The 23886-nt window shown below is 61.0% G+C and carries 26 protein-coding genes; 14 read left to right on the top strand and 12 right to left on the bottom strand.

Annotated elements, in window-relative coordinates; all coding sequences use genetic code 11:
* Positions 1-8 precede the first annotated feature (8 nt).
* From M0412_RS22315 to M0412_RS22295, 5 genes are all read right to left on the bottom strand, one after another.
* Positions 9-2162 (bottom strand): TonB-dependent receptor, encoded by a 2154-nt coding sequence (locus M0412_RS22315; protein ID WP_269702538.1) that lies wholly within the window; start codon positions 2160-2162, stop codon positions 9-11.
* Between the two features lie 97 nt (positions 2163-2259).
* Complete coding sequence (locus tag M0412_RS22310) at positions 2260-2643, bottom strand: hypothetical protein (protein ID WP_080830317.1); 384 nt, start codon at positions 2641-2643, stop codon at positions 2260-2262.
* Positions 2640-3578: a U32 family peptidase gene (locus tag M0412_RS22305; RefSeq protein WP_269702532.1), complete on the bottom strand. Its 939-nt coding sequence runs from the start codon at positions 3576-3578 to the stop codon at positions 2640-2642. Before M0412_RS22305 ends, M0412_RS22310 begins: the two co-directional genes overlap by 4 nt.
* 5 nt (positions 3579-3583) lie before the next feature.
* Entirely contained in the window at positions 3584-4561 is a 978-nt protein-coding gene (locus M0412_RS22300; RefSeq protein WP_262517434.1) for a peptidase U32 family protein, read from the bottom strand.
* Positions 4552-5067, bottom strand: a complete 516-nt coding sequence (locus M0412_RS22295) for an SCP2 domain-containing protein (protein ID WP_269702529.1) — start codon at positions 5065-5067, stop codon at positions 4552-4554. The genes M0412_RS22300 and M0412_RS22295 overlap by 10 nt, the downstream gene beginning before the upstream one ends.
* A 148-nt stretch (positions 5068-5215) precedes the next feature.
* Between M0412_RS22295 and M0412_RS22290 the strand changes: the two genes are divergently transcribed.
* Genes M0412_RS22290 through M0412_RS22280 form a run of 3 tightly spaced genes read left to right on the top strand, consistent with a single transcriptional unit; the run spans position 5216 to position 7724 of the window.
* The gene (locus M0412_RS22290) at positions 5216-5566 is read left to right on the top strand and encodes a DUF488 domain-containing protein (protein ID WP_269702527.1); all 351 of its coding nucleotides are present in this window, start codon (positions 5216-5218) and stop codon (positions 5564-5566) included.
* Between the two features lie 56 nt (positions 5567-5622).
* Positions 5623-7137 carry a UbiD family decarboxylase gene (locus M0412_RS22285; RefSeq protein ID WP_269702525.1) on the top strand — a complete coding sequence of 505 codons (1515 nt, stop codon included), beginning with the start codon at positions 5623-5625 and terminating at the stop codon, positions 7135-7137.
* A complete protein-coding gene (locus M0412_RS22280) occupies positions 7134-7724 on the top strand; it encodes a UbiX family flavin prenyltransferase (RefSeq protein ID WP_269702523.1) in 591 nt (196 codons plus the stop codon). The genes M0412_RS22285 and M0412_RS22280 overlap by 4 nt, the downstream gene beginning before the upstream one ends.
* 4 nt (positions 7725-7728) lie before the next feature.
* On the opposite strand, the gene M0412_RS22275 is transcribed toward M0412_RS22280, so the two are convergent.
* Both M0412_RS22275 and M0412_RS22270 read right to left on the bottom strand, forming a co-directional pair.
* Positions 7729-8406, bottom strand: a complete 678-nt coding sequence (locus M0412_RS22275) for an NnrU family protein (RefSeq protein ID WP_269702521.1) — start codon at positions 8404-8406, stop codon at positions 7729-7731.
* A gap of 12 nt (positions 8407-8418) precedes the next feature.
* Entirely contained in the window at positions 8419-8574 is a 156-nt protein-coding gene (locus M0412_RS22270; RefSeq protein WP_003520964.1) for a hypothetical protein, read from the bottom strand.
* Between the two features lie 137 nt (positions 8575-8711).
* Here M0412_RS22270 and M0412_RS22265 point away from each other — a divergent pair, with 137 nt between their 5' ends.
* The 8 genes from M0412_RS22265 to M0412_RS22230 all read left to right on the top strand — a co-directional run bounded on the left by M0412_RS22265 (position 8712) and on the right by M0412_RS22230 (position 15450).
* Complete coding sequence (locus M0412_RS22265; protein ID WP_269702512.1) at positions 8712-9245, top strand: cytochrome c oxidase subunit 3; 534 nt, start codon at positions 8712-8714, stop codon at positions 9243-9245.
* Between the two features lie 47 nt (positions 9246-9292).
* The gene (locus tag M0412_RS22260; protein WP_269702510.1) at positions 9293-9541 is read left to right on the top strand and encodes a hypothetical protein; all 249 of its coding nucleotides are present in this window, start codon (positions 9293-9295) and stop codon (positions 9539-9541) included.
* 178 nt (positions 9542-9719) lie between these two features.
* Complete coding sequence (locus M0412_RS22255) at positions 9720-10172, top strand: cytochrome c (RefSeq protein WP_269702508.1); 453 nt, start codon at positions 9720-9722, stop codon at positions 10170-10172.
* A gap of 24 nt (positions 10173-10196) precedes the next feature.
* Positions 10197-11543 carry a nitric-oxide reductase large subunit gene (locus tag M0412_RS22250; protein ID WP_110758675.1) on the top strand — a complete coding sequence of 449 codons (1347 nt, stop codon included), beginning with the start codon at positions 10197-10199 and terminating at the stop codon, positions 11541-11543.
* 65 nt (positions 11544-11608) lie between these two features.
* A complete protein-coding gene (locus M0412_RS22245; protein WP_153515871.1) occupies positions 11609-12421 on the top strand; it encodes a MoxR family ATPase in 813 nt (270 codons plus the stop codon).
* Positions 12422-12488: 67 nt separating this feature from the next.
* The gene (locus M0412_RS22240; RefSeq protein WP_269702503.1) at positions 12489-14387 is read left to right on the top strand and encodes a nitric oxide reductase activation protein NorD; all 1899 of its coding nucleotides are present in this window, start codon (positions 12489-12491) and stop codon (positions 14385-14387) included.
* A 145-nt stretch (positions 14388-14532) separates the two neighbouring features.
* Positions 14533-14838 (top strand): DUF2249 domain-containing protein, encoded by a 306-nt coding sequence (locus M0412_RS22235; protein ID WP_175422202.1) that lies wholly within the window; start codon positions 14533-14535, stop codon positions 14836-14838.
* Positions 14839-14916: 78 nt separating this feature from the next.
* Positions 14917-15450, top strand: coding sequence for a DUF2249 domain-containing protein (locus M0412_RS22230; protein ID WP_080820475.1), 534 nt, complete (start codon positions 14917-14919; stop codon positions 15448-15450).
* Between the two features lie 81 nt (positions 15451-15531).
* Here the strand turns inward: M0412_RS22230 and M0412_RS22225 are convergent, their stop codons facing one another.
* Positions 15532-16764: an NnrS family protein gene (locus tag M0412_RS22225; protein WP_269702499.1), complete on the bottom strand. Its 1233-nt coding sequence runs from the start codon at positions 16762-16764 to the stop codon at positions 15532-15534.
* 236 nt (positions 16765-17000) lie between these two features.
* On the opposite strand from M0412_RS22225, the gene nirK reads away from it, so the two are divergent.
* The 3 genes from nirK (at position 17001) to M0412_RS22210 (ending at position 20021) form a co-directional block, all read left to right on the top strand.
* Positions 17001-18143 (top strand): copper-containing nitrite reductase, encoded by a 1143-nt coding sequence (nirK, locus tag M0412_RS22220; RefSeq protein ID WP_269702496.1) that lies wholly within the window; start codon positions 17001-17003, stop codon positions 18141-18143.
* A gap of 109 nt (positions 18144-18252) precedes the next feature.
* Positions 18253-19170 carry a formylglycine-generating enzyme family protein gene (locus M0412_RS22215; protein WP_269702495.1) on the top strand — a complete coding sequence of 306 codons (918 nt, stop codon included), beginning with the start codon at positions 18253-18255 and terminating at the stop codon, positions 19168-19170.
* Between the two features lie 149 nt (positions 19171-19319).
* The gene (locus M0412_RS22210; RefSeq protein ID WP_080820468.1) at positions 19320-20021 is read left to right on the top strand and encodes a Crp/Fnr family transcriptional regulator; all 702 of its coding nucleotides are present in this window, start codon (positions 19320-19322) and stop codon (positions 20019-20021) included.
* Positions 20022-20060: 39 nt separating this feature from the next.
* Here M0412_RS22210 and M0412_RS22205 read toward each other — a convergent pair whose 3' ends face one another.
* From M0412_RS22205 to M0412_RS22190, 4 genes are all read right to left on the bottom strand, one after another.
* Positions 20061-20456, bottom strand: a complete 396-nt coding sequence (locus M0412_RS22205; RefSeq protein WP_269702492.1) for a cytochrome c family protein — start codon at positions 20454-20456, stop codon at positions 20061-20063.
* A gap of 70 nt (positions 20457-20526) precedes the next feature.
* The gene (locus M0412_RS22200) at positions 20527-21087 is read right to left on the bottom strand and encodes a gluconate 2-dehydrogenase subunit 3 family protein (RefSeq protein WP_269702490.1); all 561 of its coding nucleotides are present in this window, start codon (positions 21085-21087) and stop codon (positions 20527-20529) included.
* Positions 21087-22772: a GMC oxidoreductase gene (locus tag M0412_RS22195; RefSeq protein ID WP_269702489.1), complete on the bottom strand. Its 1686-nt coding sequence runs from the start codon at positions 22770-22772 to the stop codon at positions 21087-21089. Before M0412_RS22195 ends, M0412_RS22200 begins: the two co-directional genes overlap by 1 nt.
* 148 nt (positions 22773-22920) lie before the next feature.
* The gene (locus M0412_RS22190) at positions 22921-23775 is read right to left on the bottom strand and encodes a sugar phosphate isomerase/epimerase (protein ID WP_269702487.1); all 855 of its coding nucleotides are present in this window, start codon (positions 23773-23775) and stop codon (positions 22921-22923) included.
* Between the last annotated feature and the right edge of the window lie 111 nt (positions 23776-23886).

Here is a 23886-nt window from a genome sequence, read left to right as displayed (position 1 = left end):
TTCCGCGTTCAGAAACGCGCCTTGATGCCGGCATAAAATCCGCGTCCGTCGCCCGGCAGATAGACCGCCTGACCGGCGCTTGCCTGGTCGAGAATGAGTGTGGATGAGGCGTAGGTCTTGTCGAAGACGTTGGTGACCGCGCCGTAGATCGAGAACCTGTCATTGACGCGATATTCGGTCTTGAGATCGACCACGGCATAGGGATCGGCATACATCGTATTCATGTTATCGACCGGGGTTTTGGACGGTACCCATTGCAGCACCGCGCCGATATCCCATTGTTCGAAAATGGCATATTGCAGGGCGAGATTGACGACATCGCGCGGCGCGCCGGCAAGCCGGTTGTCACCGCGCACCGGATCGTCGCGGAAGCGGAAATCCTGCAGCACATAGGCCAGACGAGCGGTCAGACCATCCAGCACCTCGCCGGAAACGCCAAGCTCCAGACCGGCATGCGCGGTTTCATCCGCGTTGAAAGCGGAGAGCAGCGAACCGCTCGTGTCGCGCAGGCTCAGCAATTCGTTCTCCACCCAGGAATAATAGGCGGTGGCGTCGATATTCCACGAGCCGCGCTCGCCGCGCCAGCCGACCTCGACCGTGGTCGCCGTCTGCGCCTCAAGATCGGGCGTCGAAAAGCCGGTGGGCGATGCATTCGGCGTGCCGCCGGTGGTGCCGAGAAGATCGTCATGGGTCGGCGGTTCGAAACTGCGGCTGACGGCGGCAAACAGCATGTTGTTATCGTCCGGGCGCCAGCTGATACCGAGTGCCGGAGACCAGCCGCTGTAGCTGCGCTCATAGCTCGTATCCACCGCAGCCACGGCAGAGGTGGCCGCGCCACCCGGTCCAAAGCTCAGCCTAGGACGAGTAGCAGCCTGCCAGAGATCGTCATTGTCACGGGTGGCATGGGTGTAGGAAAGCGATGGCGACAGCGTCACCGTTTCGGAAAGCGGAATATTCAGCCCCGCATTCAAAGACAGCGTCGAAGCATCCAGATCATTGCTGGAAAAGGCCGGACCATCGCCGCCTGCCCGGTTGATGTGATAGGTCCTTTCCGCCGAACCGACCGTGTAGAGCGCCGAAGCTTCGAAAAGCGGCAGCAGGGCATCGGCATCGGGCTGGTAGGCATAACGCAGCAGCCCCGTCACATCGCCGCCATCCGTGCGCCGAACGCCGCTTGAGACCGGGAACCGGAACATATCCCTGGTATAGGTGTAACCCAATCCGATATCGAAGAGATGATCGCCGAGTTCGATCGAGCTGCGGGAACCGATGACGAACTGGCTGGCTTCCCGGCGTGGCTTGTCACGCGTCACATTCGGGCCGAGGCTGATTGGCGGACCGGGCGAAACCTGTCTGGGATCAGCATCCATGGCGCTTTTCGTCAGGGGTCCCGCCACGTCAAAACCCAGATCGGTATAGCTGGCAAAAACCCGCGTCTTGACAGCGTCCGACACCTCCGCCTCAATCACCCCGCCGACACTTACCCGGCGGGAATCATTATAGAAGCGATAACCGTCGCGACGGCTGACATCGGCATAAAAACCGGCAGCGAAGCGATCTGCATCAAAACCAGTGCGCAGCGAGGCATCTGCCTGACCGAAACTGCCGCCGCCGGCAGAAATGCTGGTTCCCTTCTCCACCGGCGAAGCAAAATTGATCGCCCCGCCCAGAACGCTGGCGCCCAGCCGGTTGGCGGTGTAACCGCGGTAAATTTCGATGAGGCTGGCCTGACCGGGGTTGGCGAGCCCAACTATATAGGAACCATCGGCACGGTTGATCGGCAATCCGTCCTTCAGCACCAGAACCCCGCGTTCGACCGGGTTCTGCTGCAACCCGGAGCCTCTGATCTGAATGCGCGGCTGGTCATTGCCGCCGAAAAAGCGCTGCACGACCACGCCGGGCGCCGAAGCAAGCGCATCTGCAAGCGTCGGCACGGCCTTTGAGGTCTGGTCCTGCGGCTGGAGTGCAGAGACACCACCCGGAATGGCCTTCAGACGCTTGCGCGCCTGCTCCACGCCATCCGCCCATCTCGCCCCCTCAACCGTGATCGTCTCCAGAACCGTGGTCGAGCCCGGTGTGGCCGATTGCGCAAGCGCAACACCGGAAACCCCTGCCATCAAACCCGTTGTTATCGTGAAAAACCCCGCCTTCAGCACCCGCATATGCCACCCCTTCAGTCATAACCTGCGTGTACCGGGGATGACATTTTGCAAGAACGGCCTCTTTGCGCTGGATCAAACAACACCAAAAACATGAGTTTTATTTACATGTTTTAAGAGACAGGGCGTCGCGCAGAATTCGCGATCCTTCCTGAGCGGCGGCGGCGATGTCGAGAAACATCAGGCTCGCCGTTTCGACGATGCCTTCATCGACCGTATCGTCCTCGGCAAAATCCGCCAGCATCTCGGTCAGAAGCCCGATCTTGCGCCGCTCCTCGCGGGCGGCGGCCAGAAGCTTGACGATATTGCGCTGGCGCTCGAAATCCTCAAGCTCGCGCAGCGCCTCATGGACCTTGTCACGGCAGCCGCAATCGAGTGCGCTCTGCAAAACCACGTTGCGCACCAGATGGATCGCAGCAGCGATATCCGCCCCGCCCGGCGCTGCCACAGACAGCGATTGCGGCTCTTGCCTGTTCATCGTCATGCATTCACCCCATGCGCCGTATTGCGGGCACGGGCGACCCAGGTCGCCCCTTCCTGCCCGTGGTGGAAACCATTGGAAAAAGGCACATCCGGATAGATTTGCCCGAGACGTGCAAGACCATCTGCCGCATCCCGCCTGCCGGCCAGGACATCGTCATGGATCTGCGCCACCGCCACCATGTCGCAATCCTGTGGTGACAGCCGGAATCGGGCGATGCCAGCGGCCGCCAGATCCTGCAATTCGCCAAGCAGCGACTGGCAGGTGTGCGACACCGTCTGTACGCCGTTCAGCGCCAGAAACGACTGCCGGTCAAGCGTGCGCACCGGTAATCCATCCGGGTCGTCACCGCAGACGAACTGGCAATTATCCTTGATATTGCCCTTGGCGCGGGCATGGGCACAGCGTGCAGAGATGGCGAGCGGCAGGCGGCCGAACGCGAAGACTTCGAACTTCACATCCGGTGTTTCCGCCACGATGCGCTCCACCGAAGTCACCGGCAGTTCCGGCGGCAGGCAGATGGCGCTTGCCCCACGCGAGGCGAGCAACCGCGCGGTGGCGGCATTATAGACATTCACCATCGGCCCGACGACATGCGGCGTGCCATGTAACATGCCGAGCGCGGAAAGATCGTTCGCCTCGACCGGATAGGGGCTGTCGGCGATCAGGCCGCGCAGCTGGCGGCTTTCGCGCTCCAGCGTTACCAGTGAAAGCGTCGAGAGGATCACCTGCTTTCCGGTACTCTCCAGCCGCTCGATCACCTCGGCCAGATGCGGCTCGGTAAAATGGAACCGTTTGGAACAGACGGTTTCGCCGAGATAGACATGGCTGACGGGCGCTTCATCGGCGATGCGGAAATAGAAATCGCGCCATTTCTCGCCCTGCCAGAGATAGAGGACCGGGCCAAGCGCCAATGTGGCCTTTGCAGTGTGTGCCATCGCCATCATCTCCAGCGTTTCTCATAAGCGCCAACGGTGGTGCGCTGGCCTTCGCTTAAAAGCCGCAGGCGCGAGAGCAGCCGTCCCCGCTCTTCGGCACTGGCGGCCAGCGCCCGGTGCAGGGTGGACACCACTTCCGCCACATAGGCCTTGCCGCGCTGGCGGCCCTCGATCTTCAGCGCGCTGACCCCCGCTTCGCGCAGCGCATCGATCTGGTCCATCACATCAAGCGACACCGGGTCCTCAAAAGCATAGGACTTGTCATCGGCAATCTCGAAACGGCCCTTGCAGAGCGTCGGATAACCCGCCGCTTCGCCTTCCGGAAAACGGTTGATGGTGTAATCGCCGAGTTCCGACACCAGCTCCGGCCCGTCCTGCCGGTAACGCACATGGCTTGCTGGCGAGCAGACGCCGTTCATGTTGGGTGATTTTCCGGTGGCGTAAGACGAGAGCGAGCAGCGCCCCTCCGCCATGACGCAGAGGCCGCCAAATACGAATATCTCGATCTCGCAGCGGATTTGCCGCGCCAGCCGGGCGATGTCGGAAATGGTCAGGGTGCGCGGCAGCACCACGCGTTTCGCGCCGAAGGCATCGACGAGAAAGTTCACAGCGTCCGCATTGGAGGCGGAGGCCTGCACGGAGACATGGATGCGTTGCTGCGGGTGGTGTTCCGCCACATGCGCCATCAGACCGAAATCGGCAAGGATCAGCGCATCCGCCCCCGCCTTCACGGCATCGGCCGCACCGCGATACCAGATATCCTCATTGCCCGCGCGCATGAAGGTGTTGAGCGCGACGAAAGTCTGGACGCCGCGCTTCTTCGCATAGGCGATGGCTTCGGCAAGCTCTTCGCGGGAAAAATTGAGGCCGGGAAAATTGCGGGCATTGGTTTCATCGCGAAAGCCGCAATAGACGGCATCCGCGCCGGCATCGACGGCCTCGCGGAAGGCGGCGGGCGTTCCCGCAGGACAGATCAGCTCCATGCCTCACCTCCCCGTGTTTCCGAAAGAACATGGCCGCGCAGGCGGTTCGCAAGCCCCGTTACGACAGGCGCAAAATGCCCGGCAAAGGCACCGAGATCGCGCGGCAGATCAATGCTGCTGTCATCGAGCGCATTGCGCAGTGCCAGCATCGCCTCCATGTCGCCGGTCACGCTGAGATCCCGCGAGAAGAACAGCGCATCGGCATCCTGCCGCCCCTCCATCAGCGCCAGCAGCATGAAAAGCGGCCCTTCCACCGCCGCATCCACCTTGGGCAAGCGGCCCTTTCGGCTGACGGTGATGGCCGGACGCGCCGGCTCGACCATGAAGGCGAAGGGCAGATCGACGGGCAGGAAGGCATAACGTTTGCAGCAATGTTCACCGAGCCGGCCGAACAGATCAGGGTGCCGTTTCATGATCTGCGCCAGCATCGCCGCTGTCGCTCGCTGCACCACGGCAAGGGGCAGAAAATTCATGGGGGTAGCGATGGCGGCGGGAAACGGTCTCATAGATGGTCCTGTCAGGTCAGTTGCGGGCAGGAACCTAACCGCAGCGCGCCGGCACCGGTTTGAGCGAACGCAAAGACAGAGAGATTTTCGGGTGCGGCTTCACAAAAGCCGCTATAAATCATTCACTTGCGAAGCGAAGGAGGCCGCCATGCCCGATATAAGGATCAAACGGATTTACGATGCCGCCAGCGATGATGACGGCGCACGCATTCTGGTGGACCGGCTGTGGCCGCGCGGCATGCGCAAGGAAACCGCACAGCTTTCGCTGTGGATGAAGGACATCGCGCCCAGCAACGAATTGCGCAAGAATTTCTCGCATATGCCATCGCGTTTTGCGGAATTCACCCGGCACTATCATGAGGAGCTGGCCGCCAATCCCGATGCCGTGGCGCGCATGAAGGAGCTGATGGCGAAGGGCCGCGTCACGCTGCTTTACGCCGCCCATGACACCGAACACAACCACGCCCTTGTTCTTGCCGACTATCTTCGTTCGCACTGAAGCCGCATTTGCGGCAGCGCAAGGACATGCCGCACCGCCACCGGCAAACAGGCGGCATGAGAGACGAGAAAACAGAAACTAAACCCGCCCACGCGAGCGATCTGCGCAGTTTCGTACGGTTGCTTGAAGAACGCGGGCAGCTGCGGCGAATTCGCCAGCCGGTCTCACTGGTGCACGAAATCACCGAAATCCACCGCCGGGTGCTCGCCGATGGCGGGCCGGCGCTGCTGTTCGAGCAACCCGTCGACCATGAGGGCAAGGTGCGGGACACGCCGCTGCTTGCCAATCTCTTCGGCACGCGGCAACGCATCGAATGGGGGCTGGGGCTGGAAACGGGCGGCCTGCCAGCACTTGGACAAAAGCTTGCCGAATTGCGCGAGCCACGGCCGCCGAAATCCATGGCCGAGGCATGGGGTAAGCTGCCTTTGCTGCGGGCAGCACTGTCCATGCGGCCACGCAACGTCTCGCGCGCGCCGGTGCAGGAAAAGGTACTGACGGGCGATGCGGTTGATCTTGCCCGCCTGCCGGTGCAATGGTGCTGGCCGGGCGAGCCGGCCCCGCTCATCACCTGGCCGCTGGTCATCACCCGTTCGCCTGATGATCCCGACGATATCAATGTTGGCATCTATCGCATGCAGGTGCTGGGGCCGGACAGGGTGATCATGCGCTGGCTGGCGCATCGCGGCGGCGCGCAGCACCACCGGTTGTGGCAGGCGCGCGGGCTGGATATGCCCGTTACCGTCGCCATCGGCGCTGATCCCGCCACCATTCTTTCCGCCGTCATGCCGCTTCCCGAACATATCAGCGAGCTTGGTTTTTCCGGCCTGCTGCGCGGCTCGAAAAGCCGCATCGCGAAGGCCCTGACGGTGCCGATGCCGGTGCCCGCCAATGCCGAGATCGTGCTGGAAGGCACCGTCTCAGCAACGGAAACGGCACTCGAAGGCCCCTATGGCGACCACACCGGCTACTATAATTCGGTCGAAGCCTTTCCGATCATGACGCTGTCGGCCATCACCATGCGCCGCGATCCGATCTATCTTTCCACCTATACCGGTCGGCCGCCCGATGAGCCCTCGGTTCTCGGCGAAGCCATGCTCGAGATTTTCCTGCCGCTCGTCAAAAGGCAGTTTGCGGAAATCGTCGATCTGTGGATGCCGCCGGAGGCCTGTTCCTACCGCGTCATGGTCGTCTCCATCGACAAGCGTTATCCCGGCCAGGCAAAGCGGGTGATGATGGGCCTGTGGTCGATGCTGCCGCAGTTCAGTTATGTGAAGCTCATCATTCTGGTCGATCCCGACATCAATGTGCGCAGCTGGGTGGATGTGATCTGGGCGCTCTCCACCCGTTTCGATGCCTCGCGCGATACAACGATCATCGACGATACGCCGATCGATTATCTCGACTTCGCCTCGCCGAAAACCGGCCTCGGCGGCAAGATGGGTCTGGACGCCACCCGCAAGCTTTCGCCGGAGACGGAGCGCGAATGGGGTCGCGTGCTCTCCATGACACCTGACGTCATCGCAAAGGTGGATCTGATGTGGCGTGATCTTGGCCTTGGAGAACGACCATGAAGCCGTGCCGCGTCGTGGTCGGCGTCACCGGTGCATCGGGTGCCGGCATTGCGCTGCGCATCATCGAGCGCCTCGCCGCGATGAAAAGCGTCGAAATCCATCTCGTCCTGTCGCAATCGGCCAAGCGGACCGTGTTGCATGAGGAAGGTGCTGAAGCCATGGGGCGGATGCTGTCACTCGCCAGCATCAATCACGCTGTCGATGATATCGGAGCGGCAATCGCCAGCGGTTCCTTCCCGACAACAGGCATGATCGTCGCCCCCTGCTCCATGCGGACGCTCGCGGCCATTGCAACCGGGCTTTCGGACAATCTCGTCACTCGCGCTGCCGACGTGCATTTGAAGGAACGCCGGAAGCTGGTTTTGATGACTCGCGAGACGCCTCTGCATCTCATCCATCTGCGCAATATGTGCGCGGTAACAGAGGCAGGCGCGATCGTCATGCCGCCAGTGCCGGCCTTTTACAACAGGCCGCTCAGCGTCTTCGATATTGTCGATCAGTTCGCCGCCCGCGCTATCGATCAGCTCGGTATCGCGCCCGCACCGCAGGCGCCGATATGGCAGCCGCATGTGGTGAAGCCATCGTGAGCGATCAGAAATAGGCCATGGGGTCTGCGCCAAAGAGCGCGGCATGGCCGCCGGCCAGCAGCCACCAGACCGTCAACCCTGTCAGCACCGCGGCTAGCAACATCGGCCCGTCCACGGCGAGGCTCGTCTTGCCGGAAAGGATTGCTGCGAAAGGGATCGTTGCGTTTTTAGCAGCCGCCGCGCTCCACGCATTACCCATTCTTTTGCGGGCACGTTTTTCAGTCATCGCCATTCCGCCAAGCGAAAACAGCGCAAAACCGCCGAAGAGAATAACGGAACGCAGGTCGCCATTCGGCACGACATGGCCGAGCGACCAAAACAGGAAACCGACAAGCACCGGATGCCGCGTGATGCGCACGATTGCCCCCGGTTTATCTCCCTGCCGCACGGAAATGGAAAGCGGATTGACGCTGAGAAGACCGGCCAGCACGAAAAACAGACCAATCGGCGCGGCCAGAAAGGTGACATGCGCCTGCCAGGGCGCGACATCCCAGAGCGGAATATAATCAACCGACAGCGCGGCATAAAACACCCAGCCCAGCGCCAGAAGCGAGACCACGGAATAAGCCCCGAAATAGGCGGGCCGGCCAATGGCCGCGATCAACCGGCCGCGCACGGCAGGCACGGCGGGAATGGAGTGCAGCGCCACAAAAAGCGAAAGAGCGGCGACAAGTTCAAGCATGCGACTGCCTTCTCACTGGTTCAGGAACAGCACCGAAGCAATGGCCACGGAGGCAAGTACGGCGGAAACTGCACCCATGCGCTGCAGCACACCCATACGGTACAACAGCACCGCAAAGCCAATGATAATAGGGGTTGCGACAATCAGCCCGACCTGCGCGTCGTTCATGGGAAGCTCCATTTTCCAGAGTTGCGCTTTGTCATGACAATAGGGCTTTGGGCGCTCCCTTCTTTGACCGACCGCAAAGAAGCGGGGTTTGAGGACGCCTAAGCGTGGCTTGCTGTTTTACAATTACGGGCGAGGCCATGGCGATAAATACGGAAGAGGAAAGCGGAAACCTGCTTTTATGGATTCTGGTCTGGAGCGAACTTGCCGCCTTCGGCGCGCTGACCGGCGCGTTCATCATCGCCTTCGCCCTCAACCCTGATGCGTTCGCCGCCGCGCGCCAGCATCTGCAGCCACAACTTGCCGGCCTCAACACCCTGATTTTGCTGGCAAGCGGCTGGCAGGCGGCCGTCGCGGCCAGCCGCCACACCGCGCTGCCGGGCAAAAGGCGGGCGCTGGTCCTTGCCGGCCTGCTGGGTTTCGCTTTCGTCGGAGTGAAGCTCCATGAATATTCCACCGAAATCGCCTTCGCGTCCGATCCAGCCTATGGCGCGTTCTTCGAGCTCTATTTTCTGCTCACCGGCTTCCACCTGCTGCATGTCGTCTTCGTGGCCATGCTGCTGTTTCTCGTCGCAGTCTTCCCGAAAAACGAGAATGTCACGCTGGTGACGACGCTGTGGCATGTCATCGATCTGGTCTGGATCGTCATTTTTCCCATCGTCTATCTGGTTTGACAATTATGATCCACCGCACCTCCCGCCAGCTCGCAAGAAGTTTTGCAATGCTAGCCATTCTTGTTCTCGCCGGCACGGCCGTCGTTACATCGTGGAAGGCGGCGTTTCTGCCGCCGGTTGCCGTCGCCTGCCTGATGCTGCTTTTCGCGCTCATGAAATCCAGACGCGTCATCGACGACTTTCTGGGTTTTGGCGAAGAGCGAGGCCTGCTGCGCACGGCACTTCTGGCATGGCCCGCAATCTTCGCCGCCGCAGCCCTTTTGCGGGCGTTCCTGCAGGGCATTTTGTCGCTCTGAAAAGGCGGACCACACCACCTCTCCACTTGTTTGCCAAATGGCAAAGAACGCCGGCGGCCAGCGGCTAGAAAGGCTTCAGACCCCACCGCATTCCGCCAGCCTGCTGGCAAATCCCGGCAAGAGGGTTCGATCAAGCCAGTCCGCATAAGCGGTCTTTCGGATGGAAAGGACCATTGGCATGGCAGAACGCCTGACCAAAACAGGAGCGAGAAACGTCTTTTACGGCGGCTCCATCTTCTTCTTCGCCATATTCGTCGGGCTGACCGCCCATAGCCATTATTACATGCGCACCACCTCGACGGATGAAAGCACACTGACGGAAAGCGTCGCGCGCGGCAAACATGTGTGGGAGAAAAATTCCTGCATCAACTGTCACACGCTGCTCGGCGAAGGCGCCTATTTCGCACCCGAACTCGGCAATGTCTGGAAGCGCTATGGCGGCGTGGAAGACAAGGAGACGGCGCGCGATTCCATCAAGGCCTGGATGGCCGCCCAGCCCACCGGCATCGAGGGCCGGCGCCAGATGCCGCAGTTCAATCTCTCCGAACAGGAACTCGATGATCTCGTCGACTTCCTCGAATGGACGAGCCGGATCAAGACGCAGAACTGGCCACCGAACGATGCGGGTTGAGGTTGACGGCAAGGAGATGACGAGATGAAATACCAGACGCAAAAAGTCGCCATGCTGTATTTTTACGGCGCAATCGGGCTGTTCGTGGCGCAGATCCTGTTCGGCGTCATCGCCGCGACGATCTACGTGCTGCCCAACACGCTTTCAGAGCTTCTGCCCTTCAACATCGTGCGCATGATCCACACCAATGCACTGGTCGTGTGGCTGTTGATGGGCTTCATGGGCTCGACCTTCTATCTTCTGCCGGAAGAGACGGAAACGGAGCTTTACAGCCCCAAGCTCGCCATCGCGCAGTTCTGGATCTTCCTGGTGGCCGCCGCGGTTGCCGTGGTCGGTTATATGTTCCGCATCCATGAAGGCCGCGAATTCCTCGAACAGCCCTTCGCCATCAAGGTCGGCATCGTGCTTGTCGTTTTGATGTTCCTGTTCAACATCACCATGACGGCGCTGAAGGGCCGCAAGACCACCGTCATCAACATCCTGCTCTTCGGTCTCTGGGGTCTGGCGATCTTCTTCCTCTTCGCCTTTTACAACCCCATCAATCTGGCGCTCGACAAGATGTACTGGTGGTACGTCATCCATCTGTGGGTGGAAGGCGTGTGGGAACTGATCATGGCGTCGATCCTCGCCTTCCTGATGATCAAGCTCAACGGCATCGACCGCGAAGTGGTGGAAAAATGGCTCTATGTCATCGTCGGTCTTGCCCTGTTCTCGGGCATTCTCGGCACGGGTCACCATTATTACTGGATCGGCGCGCCGGGTTACTGGCAGTGGATCGGTTCGCTGTTCTCGACGCTGGAAGTGGCCCCCTTCTTCACCATGGTCATCTTCACCTTCGTCATGACCTGGAAGGCTGGCCGCAAGCATGAGAACCGCGCCGCGCTTCTGTGGTCGATCGGCTGCTCGGTAATGGCCTTCTTCGGCGCCGGCGTCTGGGGCTTCCTGCACACGCTGTCGTCGGTGAATTATTACACCCACGGCACGCAGCTTACCGCCGCCCACGGGCACCTCGCCTTCTTCGGCGCCTATGTGATGCTGAACCTTGCGATGATGGCCTATGCCATACCCGAAATGAAGAAACGCGCGCCCTACAACCAGTGGCTTTCGATGACGAGCTTCTGGGTCATGTGCACGGCCATGTCGGTGATGACCTTCGCGCTGACATTCGCCGGCGTGGTGCAGATCCAGCTTCAGCGGGTCATGGGCGAAAGCTTCATGGATGTGCAGGACCAGCTGGCGATCTTCTACTGGATCCGTCTCGGTTCTGGTTTCGCGGTTCTCATTTCGGCGGTCATGTTCATCTGGGCAATCCTGGTACCGGGCAAGCAGAAACAGGGCGACGTTGCCCGCCTCGTGCAGCCCGCCGAATGAGAAACGGACCGGCTCTCTTTTTCCCCCGGAGAGCCGGTTCCTTACCACCAACCATGGAGATGACCATGAATACGATTTTCCGCCCCGCGCCGCAGCCTTTGCCGGACGCGCCGTTCTACACCCCGCTCGGCAATGAATGCACGCTGTTCGAAAGCGCCTGGGTGCGGCAATTGCCGCTTCTGCTGAAAGGCCCGACAGGTTGCGGCAAGACCCGTTTCGTCAGCCACATGGCAGCGAAACTCGGCCTGCCGCTTTCCACCGTTTCGTGCCACGACGATCTTGCTGCCGCTGATCTGACCGGTCGTTACCTGCTGAAAGGCGGCGAAACCGTCTGGATGGACGGCCCGCTGACGAGGTCCGTGCGCCAGGGCGGCATATGTTACCTCGACGAGATCGTTGAGGCGCGCAAGGATGTGGCTGTCGTGCTGCATCCCCTCACCGATGATCGCCGCATCCTGCCACTGGAACGCACCGGCGAAGTGCTGGAAGCGCCCTCTGGCTTCATGCTCGTCGTGTCCTACAATCCCGGATACCAGAATCTTTTAAAGAGCCTGAAGCCCAGCACCCGCCAGCGTTTCGTCGCCATTGAATTCGATTTTCTGCCCAAGGAGCAGGAAATCGCCGTCGTTTCGCATGAAAGCGGGCTGGATGCGCGCGATGTCGAGCCGCTCGTCGATCTTGCCCACCGGCTGCGCGGCCTGAAAGGCCACGATCTGGAAGAAGGCGTCTCCACCCGTCTGCTCGTCTATTGCGCCAGCCTCATCGATACCGGCCTTCCCGCCCGTCAGGCCGTGCGCGCGACCATGATCGAACCGCTGACTGACGAGCCGGATGTGAAGGCCGCGCTGCATGAAGTCGCGGATGCGATCATTCGATAGGCGCTTTGATATCCACGCCGGATTGCGCGGCCCCGTGCGTTCCGGTCCGATGCCATGAGGATAAACCATGCTGGACTTTCTGGAACTGGAAGAAACCGTCGGCCGCGCCTGGCACAGGCTAATCGGCGAAACCGGCACATGGCTGCGCTTCCCGGATCATGCCGTGAAGCTGGAGGATATGCAGGCCGTGCTGGCCATATGTTTCCGCGGTTTTGGTGGTGAACATGCGGTGCAGATCGCGCCAGCCCGCGCCCGCACCTCCAGCCACCGGCTGAGGCTGCGCCAGCGCATGGGCCTTGGCGAAGAGAAGCTCGCCCAGCCCGGACGTGATCATGCCACGCTGATGCTGCCGCCGGTGCTCGATCTGTTTCCCGACCGGCGTCTCAATCGCGATCTCTATCTCTGGCTCGCCGCCGCCATGGCGATGATGCCGCTTGAACCAGTCATGGCCGCCGACCCGCTTCGCAACGATCTTGCCCGGCTCGACCGCGCCGCAGAACTGACAAAAGCCGTCATCCATGCCTTCCCCGGAATGAAGGCCCGTTATCGCCGGCTGTGCGCCGCCATGCTCGCGGTGCGCCAGAAACGTCCGCTGCCGCAGACGGAGCAGCAGGTGGAACAACGGGTGCTTTCCATGCTCGCCGATGCGGCAGGGATCGAGGGCCATGCGCCACCCGCCGGTCTTCCGGAAAAAGCGCCGCCGCGCTACCTGCCGATGCTGCCGGTGCCGCTATGGCCGGACACGCTGCTGCGCGAAACATCCGATGCCCGGCAAAGCGAGGACCAGCCGGCAGCGGGCGCCGCGCCGCAGGGGGCGGAGGCCGCCCGCCATATCGCCGTGCGCGAAAAGGCCGAGAACCGCCAGACCGAACGCAGCCCCTTCATCCTCAACCGTTTCGAAAAAATCCTCGCCATGGCAGAGATGGTCAATGTCGACCGGCCCGGTGATGATAGCGACGATACCGACGGCAGCGCGGCGGACGAGCTTGACGATATGACGCTGGGTGAAAGAAAGGGGCGGCCTTCCGCCCGCTTCCGCTTCGATCTCGACCTGCCGCCTGAAGCACTGAACCATTCCCCGCTGACAGCGGAGCTGACCTATCCCGAATGGGATTATCGCAGCGGTACCTATCTCGCCGACCATTGCCGGGTCATCGCCGGTCCGGCGAAAGACGCCGAGACGGCACCGGAACCCGACCCGGACACCAAAAGCCTCATCCGCCGGGTCAGGCGGCAATTCGAGGTGCTGCGGCCACGCTACGAGATGCTGCGCGCCCAGCTTGACGGCAATGATCTCGATCTTGACGCCGTGGTTCGCGCCAGAAGCGATATCGCCGCTGGAGGACAGGGCAGCGACCGCATTCATATGGCAAGCCGCCCGCAGGCGCATGATCTTGCCGTAACGATCCTCGTCGATGTGTCGCTATCGACCGATGCCTGGTTCGACAACCGCCGGGTGCTCGATGTGGAGAAGGAAGCCCTGCTGGTGCTTGCCCACGGGCTTTCCGCCTGCGGCGACAGTCACTCCATCCTGACCTTCACCTCCCGCCGCCGTTCCTGGGTGCGGGTGGAGACGGTGAAGGATTTCGATGAGCCGATGGGGCACACTATCGAGCGGCGTATCGCGGCGCTGAAACCCGGTTTCTACACCCGCATCGGCCCCGCCATCCGCCACGCCAGCGCCAAGCTGCATGAGAGGCCGGAGCGCCGCAAGCTGCTTCTGTTGCTGACGGACGGGAAGCCGAACGATGTCGACCACTATGAGGGCCGCTTCGCCATCGAGGACAGCCGCCGCGCGGTTTCCGAAGCCAGACGTTCGGGCGTCAGCGTCTTCGGCGTGACTGTCGACAGCAAGGCGCAGTCCTATATTCCGGCCATGTTCGGCCAGAACGGCTATGCCATCGTCAGCAGGATCGCCAAGCTGCCATCGGCGCTGCCGGCGATTTATCGCAGCCTTGCCGGCTGAAGCATGGCGCGCAACGAACCTGACGAATCTCAGGTTTGTTTGCGCGGCGACAATGTCTCCCGACCGCCCGGCGGATAGGTTTTTCCAGTCCGTCGGCCGGCCGCACCGCCGGACATCATTCCATCCGCGGCCGTGGAGCCAGCCTATGTCCGAAGCCCAAACCGCAACCAATATCGACGTGCGCATCATTCCGCACCGCGAACGCCATCCGCGCATTTTCGGTGCGCTCAACGCATTGACCGAAGGTCAATCGCTACAGATCACCAGCGATCACGATCCCCGTCCACTGCTTTACCAGCTGGCCACCAATTTCCCCGGCCAGTTCGGCTGGGAATACCTCGAACAGGGCCCGGACGTCTGGCGTCTCGATATCGGCCGGCTGGAAGAACAGGCCGAAGGTTCCGAGGACGATATGTCCGGCTGCGAATGCTGCTGCGGATCCGAGCATTGACCCCAGCGCCTGCGGCATGGTGAAAAGACCTCTGGCGGACGGCCCGTGCCGCCGCCAGCCGACAGATGAGGTGATGCAATGACGGAAATGATCAGGGAACTCGATGTGCGGCCGCTTTTACTGAGCGGCGGCGAGCCCTTTCCGGCCATCATGGAAGCCGTGGCCGGGCTTGCTCCCGGTGAAGCGCTGCGATTATACGCCACCTTCCGGCCCGTTCCGCTGTTCAAGGTGATGGCGGAGCGCGGTTTCGACCATCAGGTCAGGGAAATCGGCGGCGGCGACTGGGAAGTGCTGTTTACGCCGCAATCCACTGAGACCGAACAGATTTCCGTGTCACCGGCGCTTGCAGGTAATGCCGAGGAGCCGCAGATATGGCCCGATCCGGTCATCTATCTCGATCTGAGCGACGAGACGACCGAAGGCCAGGCGAGCCGCACGCTTGCCGCACTTGACCGTCTTCCGCCGGGTGCCGTGATCTTCGTGCTGATGCCGCAGGAGCCGACTTTCCTTTACCCGGAACTTCTGGCCCGGGGTCATCAATGGGCCGGCAATTTCGACGAGGCGCGCACGGCGTTTCGTATATTCATCCGCGCCGGTGCCGGCGCGCATTAAGCCGGAAATCAAATCCCCAGAAAACGAAACGCCCCGGAAATTGCTTCCGGGGCGTTTCGTTTTGGCGGCGTCGCAAGCAATCTAGGCTTTCAGCGGTTTGCGCTCGCGCATCAGGATCGGCCCATATTCAACGCAGAAGAGACCGAAACCCACGATCCAGAAGAGCGCCGAGCAAGCGTAGAGATGCATCATCGCACCGGGGAAGAACTCGGCTGCCGGTCTCAGCAGCGCGCAGGCGATCAGCGCCACATAAGCGACAATGGTGACCCTGCTGGCCGCAAGCTTGCGCCCGGTATGGCCAAGGCTCGCTCTCGTCATGACAGCAAGCATCATGCAGCCGATAACGCCGACGGTGAAGACATGCAGGACGGAACGTGTGTCCATGACGTCAAGAGCCGCCAGCGCTATGGTAATGAAACCGACGGGGATGAAGGCGTAGGCGACATGCAGCACCACCAGCACCTGCTCCGGCCATGTCGTCCAGCCGCGCCAGCGGATCAGACGCACGGCGTGCATGAAAGCCGCCAGAAGCGCCGTTGGCACCGCCACGATGCTCTCAGGCTCTATCGTCCAGACGGCCAGCGCCGCGATGCCGGTGAGGATGGCGGCGGTATCGAAGCCGTTATAGGGCACTGGGAAATCCGTGCGGCCGAAACGGTTCAGCCAGTTGCGGGTAAAACTCGGCACGATGCGGCCGCCTACGATGATGACAAGAACCGTGTAGGCCGAGACCGCAAGGCGGGTCGCGATCAAGCTATGATCACCCCCAATCGCTGCAACATGGAATATGATGTTGGCAACGGAAAGCGCCAGCAGCCCGCCCAGCACCTTCAGGTCCTTCCATTTTCGCCCGGCAATGACCTCACGCGCGCAGATCGCCAGAAGTGCCGGCAGGAAAAGCCCGTCCACGGCTGCGGCAGTGACCACGCCCACATGGTCCGGCACAAGCAGGAAAAGCCGGCCGGCACACCAGAGCGCAAACAGCCACACCAAGGGTTTGCCCGACACCGGCAGCCGCCCCGTCCAGTTCGGCACGGCCGTCAAAAGAAAGCCGGCCAGCACCGCCGAGGCAAAACCGAACAGCATCTCATGGGCATGCCAGTTCGGTGCGCCGTAATCCCCGCCGAGGTCGATGAAGCCGGAAAGGGCTGCGATCCACAACACCATCGCCACGATGGCCCACAGGGCGCCACCGAGGAAAAACGGCCGGAAGCCGTACGAAAAGATAACCGGGCCGGTGCGCGCCAGCCCTCTTGGAATGCCGCCCTTTGGCCGGCTGCGCCCTTGGGTGAGAACGGTTTCGCTGCCACTCATTATAATGCTCCTTGCTTGGTCTTGACATATGTCTAGACGCAAGCCCGTCCGACTTCTTTGCGAACAGGCAAAGAGGCGGTGCGACGCTTCCACGCCGGCCTTCAGCCGCCTGCCAAAATGTCGCAGGGTGCCGAAAGCGAAGTTTGCTCCATCTCAAATTGTATTTCCGCCCCTCCGCTACAAATGCTGTGACAGAGCGAAACATGCTCTGCCCCAAGAGGGATAGGAGAAGAATGATGACGGAAACCTTCCACATCACACGGCGTAATATTCTCGCAGGCGCAGCATTTGCAGGGGCTATAGCTCCCGTCATCATGCCATCGGCAGCGAGCGCGGCAGAGGAAAAGAAGGCCGCAGCCAAGCCATTGACGAGCGCTGAGATTGCGGCGCTGCCTCGCGTAAAAGTTGATCTCGTCAAACCGCCCTTCGTGCATGCCCACACGCAGAAAGCCGAAGGCGGACCGAAGATCGTCGAGTTCACGCTTACGATCAAAGAGCAGAAGATGATCCTCGACGACAAGGGCACCGAGGTCCACGCCATGACCTTCAACGGTTCGGTTCCCGGGCCTCTGATGGTGGTGCACCAGGACGACTATGTCGAACTGACCCTTATCAACCCCGACACCAATGAGCTGCAGCACAATATCGATTTCCACTCGGCCACCGGCGCGCTCGGCGGCGGCGGGCTCACCATCGTCAACCCGGGTGAAAAGGCGATCCTGCGCTTCAAGGCCACCAAGGCTGGCGTCTTCGTCTATCACTGCGCACCTCCCGGCATGGTGCCGTGGCACGTCACCTCGGGCATGAATGGCGCGATCATGGTGCTGCCGCGTGAGGGCCTGACGGACGGCCACGGCAAGGAGCTTGTTTATGACAAGATCTATTATGTCGGCGAGCAGGACTTTTACATCCCGCGCGACGAGAACGGCAATTTCAAGAAATATGAAAGCGCCGGCGACGCCATGGCCGATACGCTGGAAGTGATGCGCAAGCTGACACCGAGCCACATCGTCTTCAATGGCGCAGTCGGTGCCCTGACCGGGGAACATGCCCTCCAGGCCGCCGTTGGCGAGAAGGTGCTGATCGTCCATTCGCAGGCAAACCGTGATACCCGTCCGCACCTCATCGGCGGCCATGGCGATTATGTCTGGGCAACGGGCAAGTTCCGCAACCCACCGGATCTCGACCAGGAAACCTGGTTCATTCCCGGCGGCACGGCGGGTGCGGCCTTCTACACCTTCGAGCAGCCCGGCATCTACGCTTATGTCAACCACAACCTCATTGAAGCTTTCGAGCTGGGTGCAGCCGCCCACTTCAAGGTGACCGGTGAGTGGAACAACAGCCTGATGCAGGCGGTGCTTGCCCCCTCGAGCATCTGACACAAACGGGAGCGCGCCGCCGCCAGCGGTCGCGGCGCGCTCCCCCTTCTGCTATGCGGCCTGAAAGCAGGCCCGAACTTTGGCGTCTTCTCGACGCAGGCAGGTTCCCATGGGCATTCCCGGCAACAGCCACTTCCCAAACGCCGTCTCGCTTCTTCTCCCGCTCTCGATTGCAACGCTGCTGGCAACGGCCATCGGTTTCCAGTCCGGGATCATCCGCAGCGGCATTGATGACCGCGCGGCCATGATGGCTCCACAGGTCGTTACAGTGCCCGCCAGACATTTCACCTATCGGGCGGAGGGCGAATATTTCCGCAATGGTTATGCCGTCGATGGGCCGATGGTCGACGTGGCGATGCGACAAAATCTGACGATCATGAAATATCAGGTATCGAGCGCGGATTATGCGCGCTGCGTGGCGGAAGGTGGCTGCCAGCAGCCGGAACCCGGCTTTGCCGCTCCGGTCGGCGGCGAGATACCGGCAACCGGCATCAGCCAGGATGACGCCCACGCCTATGCACAGTGGCTGAGCGAGCGGACAGGCGAGGTTTGGCGCCTGCCGAGCGACGCTGAACTGGCTTTCGCCGCCGGCTCGCTTTTTCCGGATGAGACGCTGGGTGTCGCTGCCGATAGTGAAAACCCGGCTTTGCGCTGGCTGGCGGATTACGAGCGGCAGACCAGCCGCAGGGCCTCGGGCAACCCCGTTCCGCAATCCTATGGCAGCTTCGGCGAAAACGAATATGGCCTTGCCGATTTCGGCGGCAATGTCTGGGAATGGACCTCGAGCTGCAGCCACCGTGTGACACTTGGCAAGGATGGTGAGGCGATCGATAGCGTCGCCTCCTGCGGTATTCCGGTCGCTTCGGGAAAACACCGGGCGGCGATGAGTGCCTTCGTCAAAAACCCAAAAAGCGGCGGCTGCGCCGTTGGCGTACCGCCTGATAATCTCGGGTTCAGGCTCGTAAGAGACACACGCTGGTACGCGCCGCTTCTCGAAAAGCTTCGTGCCACCACCCTGTTTTCTTGACAATCATCAATTAAAACAAACGCTTGATTCATATCATTTGATCTTCTGCCGCCGGTGATAGTGCTGTATGCTGACAATACAGAAAAGGCCGATCCCCGATTGCCAATGCAATCACCTTGAGGATCGTCCGATCACCGGAGAGGGTGCAAGTGAAGATTGACCGAAGCGTCATCCGGTCGCTGGCCTTGTTTGCCAAGATGGCCGACGATGAGCTGGACGGCCTGCTGACCCACGCCACATCCCGGCTGGTGCCGCCGGGCGAAGCCATTTTCGAGCAGGGCCAGTCGGCAACGCATTTCTTCCTGCTTATCCACGGCCGCCTGAAGGTGACGCAGGTGACGCATGACGGCCAGCAGATCATCGTGCGCGTGGTGCATCCCGGTGATCTCTTCGGTTTCGCAAGAGCACTGCAACGGTCCGATTATCCCGGCACCGCCACGACGGCGGCCGAAAGCGTCATCCTGTCATGGCAGACGGACCTCTGGCCGCAATTCGTCGAACAGAACCCGCATCTTGCCGTCTCCGCCATGCAGACGATCGGCCAGCGTCTCGAGGAAGCCCATACGCGCATCCGCGAAATGTCGACGCAGGAAGTGGAGCGCCGGGTGGCCCATGCCGTACTGCGCCTTTCGCAGCAGGCGGGCCGCAAGGAGGAAGACGGCATCCGTATCGACTTCCCCATTTCCCGTCAGGATATCGCCGAAATGACCGGCACCACACTGCACACCGTCTCCCGCATCCTCTCCAGCTGGGAGAGCAAGGGGTTGGTGCAGGGCGGGCGGCAGAAGCTCCTGGTTTGCAATCTGCCGGGGCTTGCTCAGTTGGCAGAGGGCGAAACCAGCCAGGTGTAAGGGCGTACTGCCGACCTCCACGTACTCCGCTTTTCGCTGTCACTCGGCCGGCTTCGAAGCCGCGCTTTCGATATAGGCGATGAGATTGTCCAGATCCTCCGGCTTGCTGATGCCGGCCAGCGCCATCTTGTTTCCGGGTATTTTCTTTTTCGGCGCGCTCAGGAAATCCCGCAATTCTTCGGGCGTCCAGACAAGACCGTCCTCGCCCGCTTTTTTCATCGCTGCCGAATAATTATAGTCCGCCACGCCGCCTGCTGCGCGGCCGATGATGCCGTTAAGCTGCGGACCGACCCTGTTTTTCGCGCCCTCGCCAATGGCGTGGCAGGCGGAACAGCGCTTGAAGACCGCCTCCCCCTTGGCAACATCGCCTTCCGAAAGAGCGGGAATGGCACTTGCAGTCAGCATTGCCGCCGCGATGATTATTGTCTTGCGCATCGTGTCATCCTTGTCTTGCCGCATAAATACGGCCCGCCCGCAAAAGCGGACGGGCCGGAGGTTGCTCTGTTCAGGTCGTGCCCCAGGCGGGCGTGCCCTTCTTATAGGGAACGCGGTCTTCGAAACCGCCGGGAATTTCGTCATAAACGAGCACTTCCGTAGCGCCGATCTTCGAGGTGAAGAAACCAAGCAGCGTCAGCTGTTTGACCAGCGTGAAGGCGTGCGGTTTTACCGGCGTCTGTTCCGCCTTGGCCTGCTTGTCCAGCGCGGCAAGCAGCGCCTGCCGCTGTTCTGGCGTCAGTTCCAGAAAGCCCTTCTTGTGGTCGGTCTGGCTGCGCTTTTCGATATCGGAAATTGCCGAAAGGAAGAGTGTCCGTTGTTCATCGGTATAACAATCGGCCGCATAGACGGCCATGAATGCTCCCACTTCAGCATCCTTCGCACCCGGCGTGGAGGTGCGGGGAATGATGGTTTCCGCCACCTCGTCCAGAAACCGGATTTCTTCCGCGGTGAAGACATGAGCACCACCGGCTGGTTTGGTAGCGTTTTCGGCGGCCGTCAGAATATCCGCGCCGATCAGCGGAAGACCCGTGGCAATGGCTATCAGTTTCAGCAGTTCGCGTCTGTTCATCACAGGTTCCCCTTCTTGCGTTCGGAAACGGCAAAATCGGCCGCACGCGCCGTCAGCGCCATGTAGGTCAGGGACGGGTTGACACAGGAGGCCGAAGTCATGCACGCGCCATCGGTGACAAAGACGTTGGGCGCATCCCAGACCTGGTTGTTGCCGTTGAGGACGGAGGTTTTCGGGTCACGCCCCATGCGGGCTGTTCCCATTTCATGAATGCCCATGCCGGGGGCGTAACTGCCCCTGGAGGGTTTGACGTTCTTGATGCCAACCGCCTCGAACATCTCGACGGCGTCATTGACCATGTCTTCGCGCATATCGAGTTCGTTCTGCTTCATCTCGACATTCATTGACAGGACCGGCAGGCCCCACTTGTCCTTCTTCTCATGATCCAGTTTCACGCGGTTCTCATGATAGGGCAGCATTTCGCCGAAAGCGGTCATGCCGATGGTCCAGCCACCCGGCTCGGTCAGGGCCTCCTTGTAGTCGGCGCCGATGTTCAGTTCGGCGATTTCCCGCTCCCAGCGCGAACGGCTGGCCGAGCCCTGATACCCGAAACCACGCAGATATTTGCGCTTGTCGTCGCCGGTGTTGCGGAAACGCGGAATGTAGAAGCCCGCCGGGCGGCGACCCTTGAAGTAGAAATCCTCGAAGCCTTCCACCTGGCCGGTGGCACCCATCCGGAAATGGTGGTCCATCACGTTGTGGCCGAGTTCGCCCGAGCTGCTTCCAAGCCCGCCTTCCCAGACATCGGTGGCCGAGTTCATCAGCACCCAGGTCGAGTTCAGCGTCGAAGCGTTGAGGAAGATGATGTCGGCGGTGTATTCATAGGTCAGGTTCGTCTCGGCATCGATGATCTCGACGCCACGCGCCTTCTTCTTGTCCTTGTCGTACAAGATTTCCTTGACGATGGAGAAAGGCCTGAGCGTCAGATTGCCGGTGGCGACCGCCGCAGGCAGGGTCGAGGCCTGCGTGCTGAAATAGCCACCGAAGGGACAGCCCAGCCGACACTTGTTGCGGAACTGACAGCGCGTGCGCTCCTGGTCGGGAAGCTCCTGGGTGATGTTGGCGCAACGCGAATTGATGAGGTGGCGCGTGCCATTGAACACCTTCTTCAGCCGGCTTGCGACATCCTGCTCGACGAAATTGAGCGGAATGGGCGGCAGGAATTCGCCATCGGGAAGAATATCCAGCCCCTCACGGCTGCCGGAGATGCCGGCAAAACGCTCGACATAATCATACCAGGGGGAAACATCCTCATATCGGATGGGCCAGTCAACGGCGATACCGTCTTTCGCATTGGCCTCGAAATCGGTCTGTGACCAGCGATAGGTCTGGCGTCCCCAGAGCAGCGAGCGACCACCGACATGATAACCGCGGAACCAGTCGAAGCGCTTTTCTTCGACATAGGGTGTTTCCTGCTCATCGGCCCACATGCCAAGCGTTGCTTCTTCCAGCAGGTAGTCACGGCTGAGAACGGGGTATTTCGCCTTCATCTCCTGCGTGGCGCGGTTGCGGTGGGGGTAGTCCCAGGCCTCCTTGTCCGCATTCTGATAGTCGGTGATGTGCTCGATGTTCCGGCCGCGCTCCAGCATCAGGACCTTCAGGCCCTTTTGCGTGAGTTCCTTCGCGGCCCAGCCTCCACTGATGCCCGAGCCGACAACAATCGCATCATAATGATTGTTTGCCATGATAACTCCTCCGATGTGACTTGGAAAAAACGACGAGACGAAGCACTTCCCGTCGCGGTGCGGCGGAAACTGGCCATGCGTCTGTCGAACCTCATGCGCCCCGGCGAAACCGGCCGCCGGGGAGCGGTTCTGGTTTTACTGGCAGTGATTACTGAAGGGTCGGAAGACGTTCATTGAGGAACGCATTGCCCTTGGTCACGACAGCTTCGGCATCGAGCGGAAGGTCGTGCTCAAGGATGAACCACTTGACGCCGGCCTGCTTGGCCGCCGGCAGAATTGCCTTCCAGTCGAGAACGCCGGTGCCGAGTGTGGCAAAGCCGCGCTCGTTTTCCGCCGTGCCCGCAGGCGCGTTGTCCTTGGCATGGATGGCAAATACCCGGCCCTTCAAGGTGCCGAGGAACGCGGCCGGATCATTGCCGCTGCGCGCCACCCAGGCGACATCGAGCTCGCTCTGCAGTTTCGGGCCGGCAGCATCGAGCAGCAGCTCAAGTGCCGTCTTGTCATCGAACTTGACCATTTCAAAGTCATGATTGTGGTAGGCCATGGAGAGGCCCGCCGCAGACAGCTTGTCCGCATAACCACCAAGTTCCTTGCCAAAGGCGGTCCAGCCCGCGGCGTCCTTCGGGCGGTCTTCCGGCTTCAGGAAAGGCACGGTGACAACAGGATTGCCGACGGCTTTCTGCTCGGTGATGACGTCATCGAGGTTGCCGCGCAGCTTGTCGATCGGCACATGCGAGGAAATGACCTTGATCTTGTGCTTTTCCAGAAGCGCGTTCAGCTCGCTGGCGCTGACCTTCTGCATATCCACCGTTTCAACTGCCGAAACGCCGGCGCGGTTGAGAATGGCAAGCTGCTCCTCAAGCGTTCCCGCGTTGCGCAATGTGTACATCTGCGCGGCTATCGGCAGCGTCTTGCTGTCTTCGGCCAGAACCGGGTTCGTGATGCCGGCCGCCAATGCGACGACGGCTGCCATCTTCACGAATTTTGACTTGAACGTTTTCAAACGCGTAACTCCCTTTCCGTTTGATCAATGTGACGACACGTGTGCCCACGCCTTTCCCGGCCTCCTGGCCAGGTTATGCCGGGCACCACCTCCTGTGCCCTGCGTCGTCCG

This window comes from Agrobacterium sp. O3.4, assembly GCF_041414895.1.
Lineage (GTDB): Bacteria > Pseudomonadota > Alphaproteobacteria > Rhizobiales > Rhizobiaceae > Agrobacterium > Agrobacterium cucumeris.
This window is presented reverse-complemented; position numbering and strand designations above follow the sequence as displayed.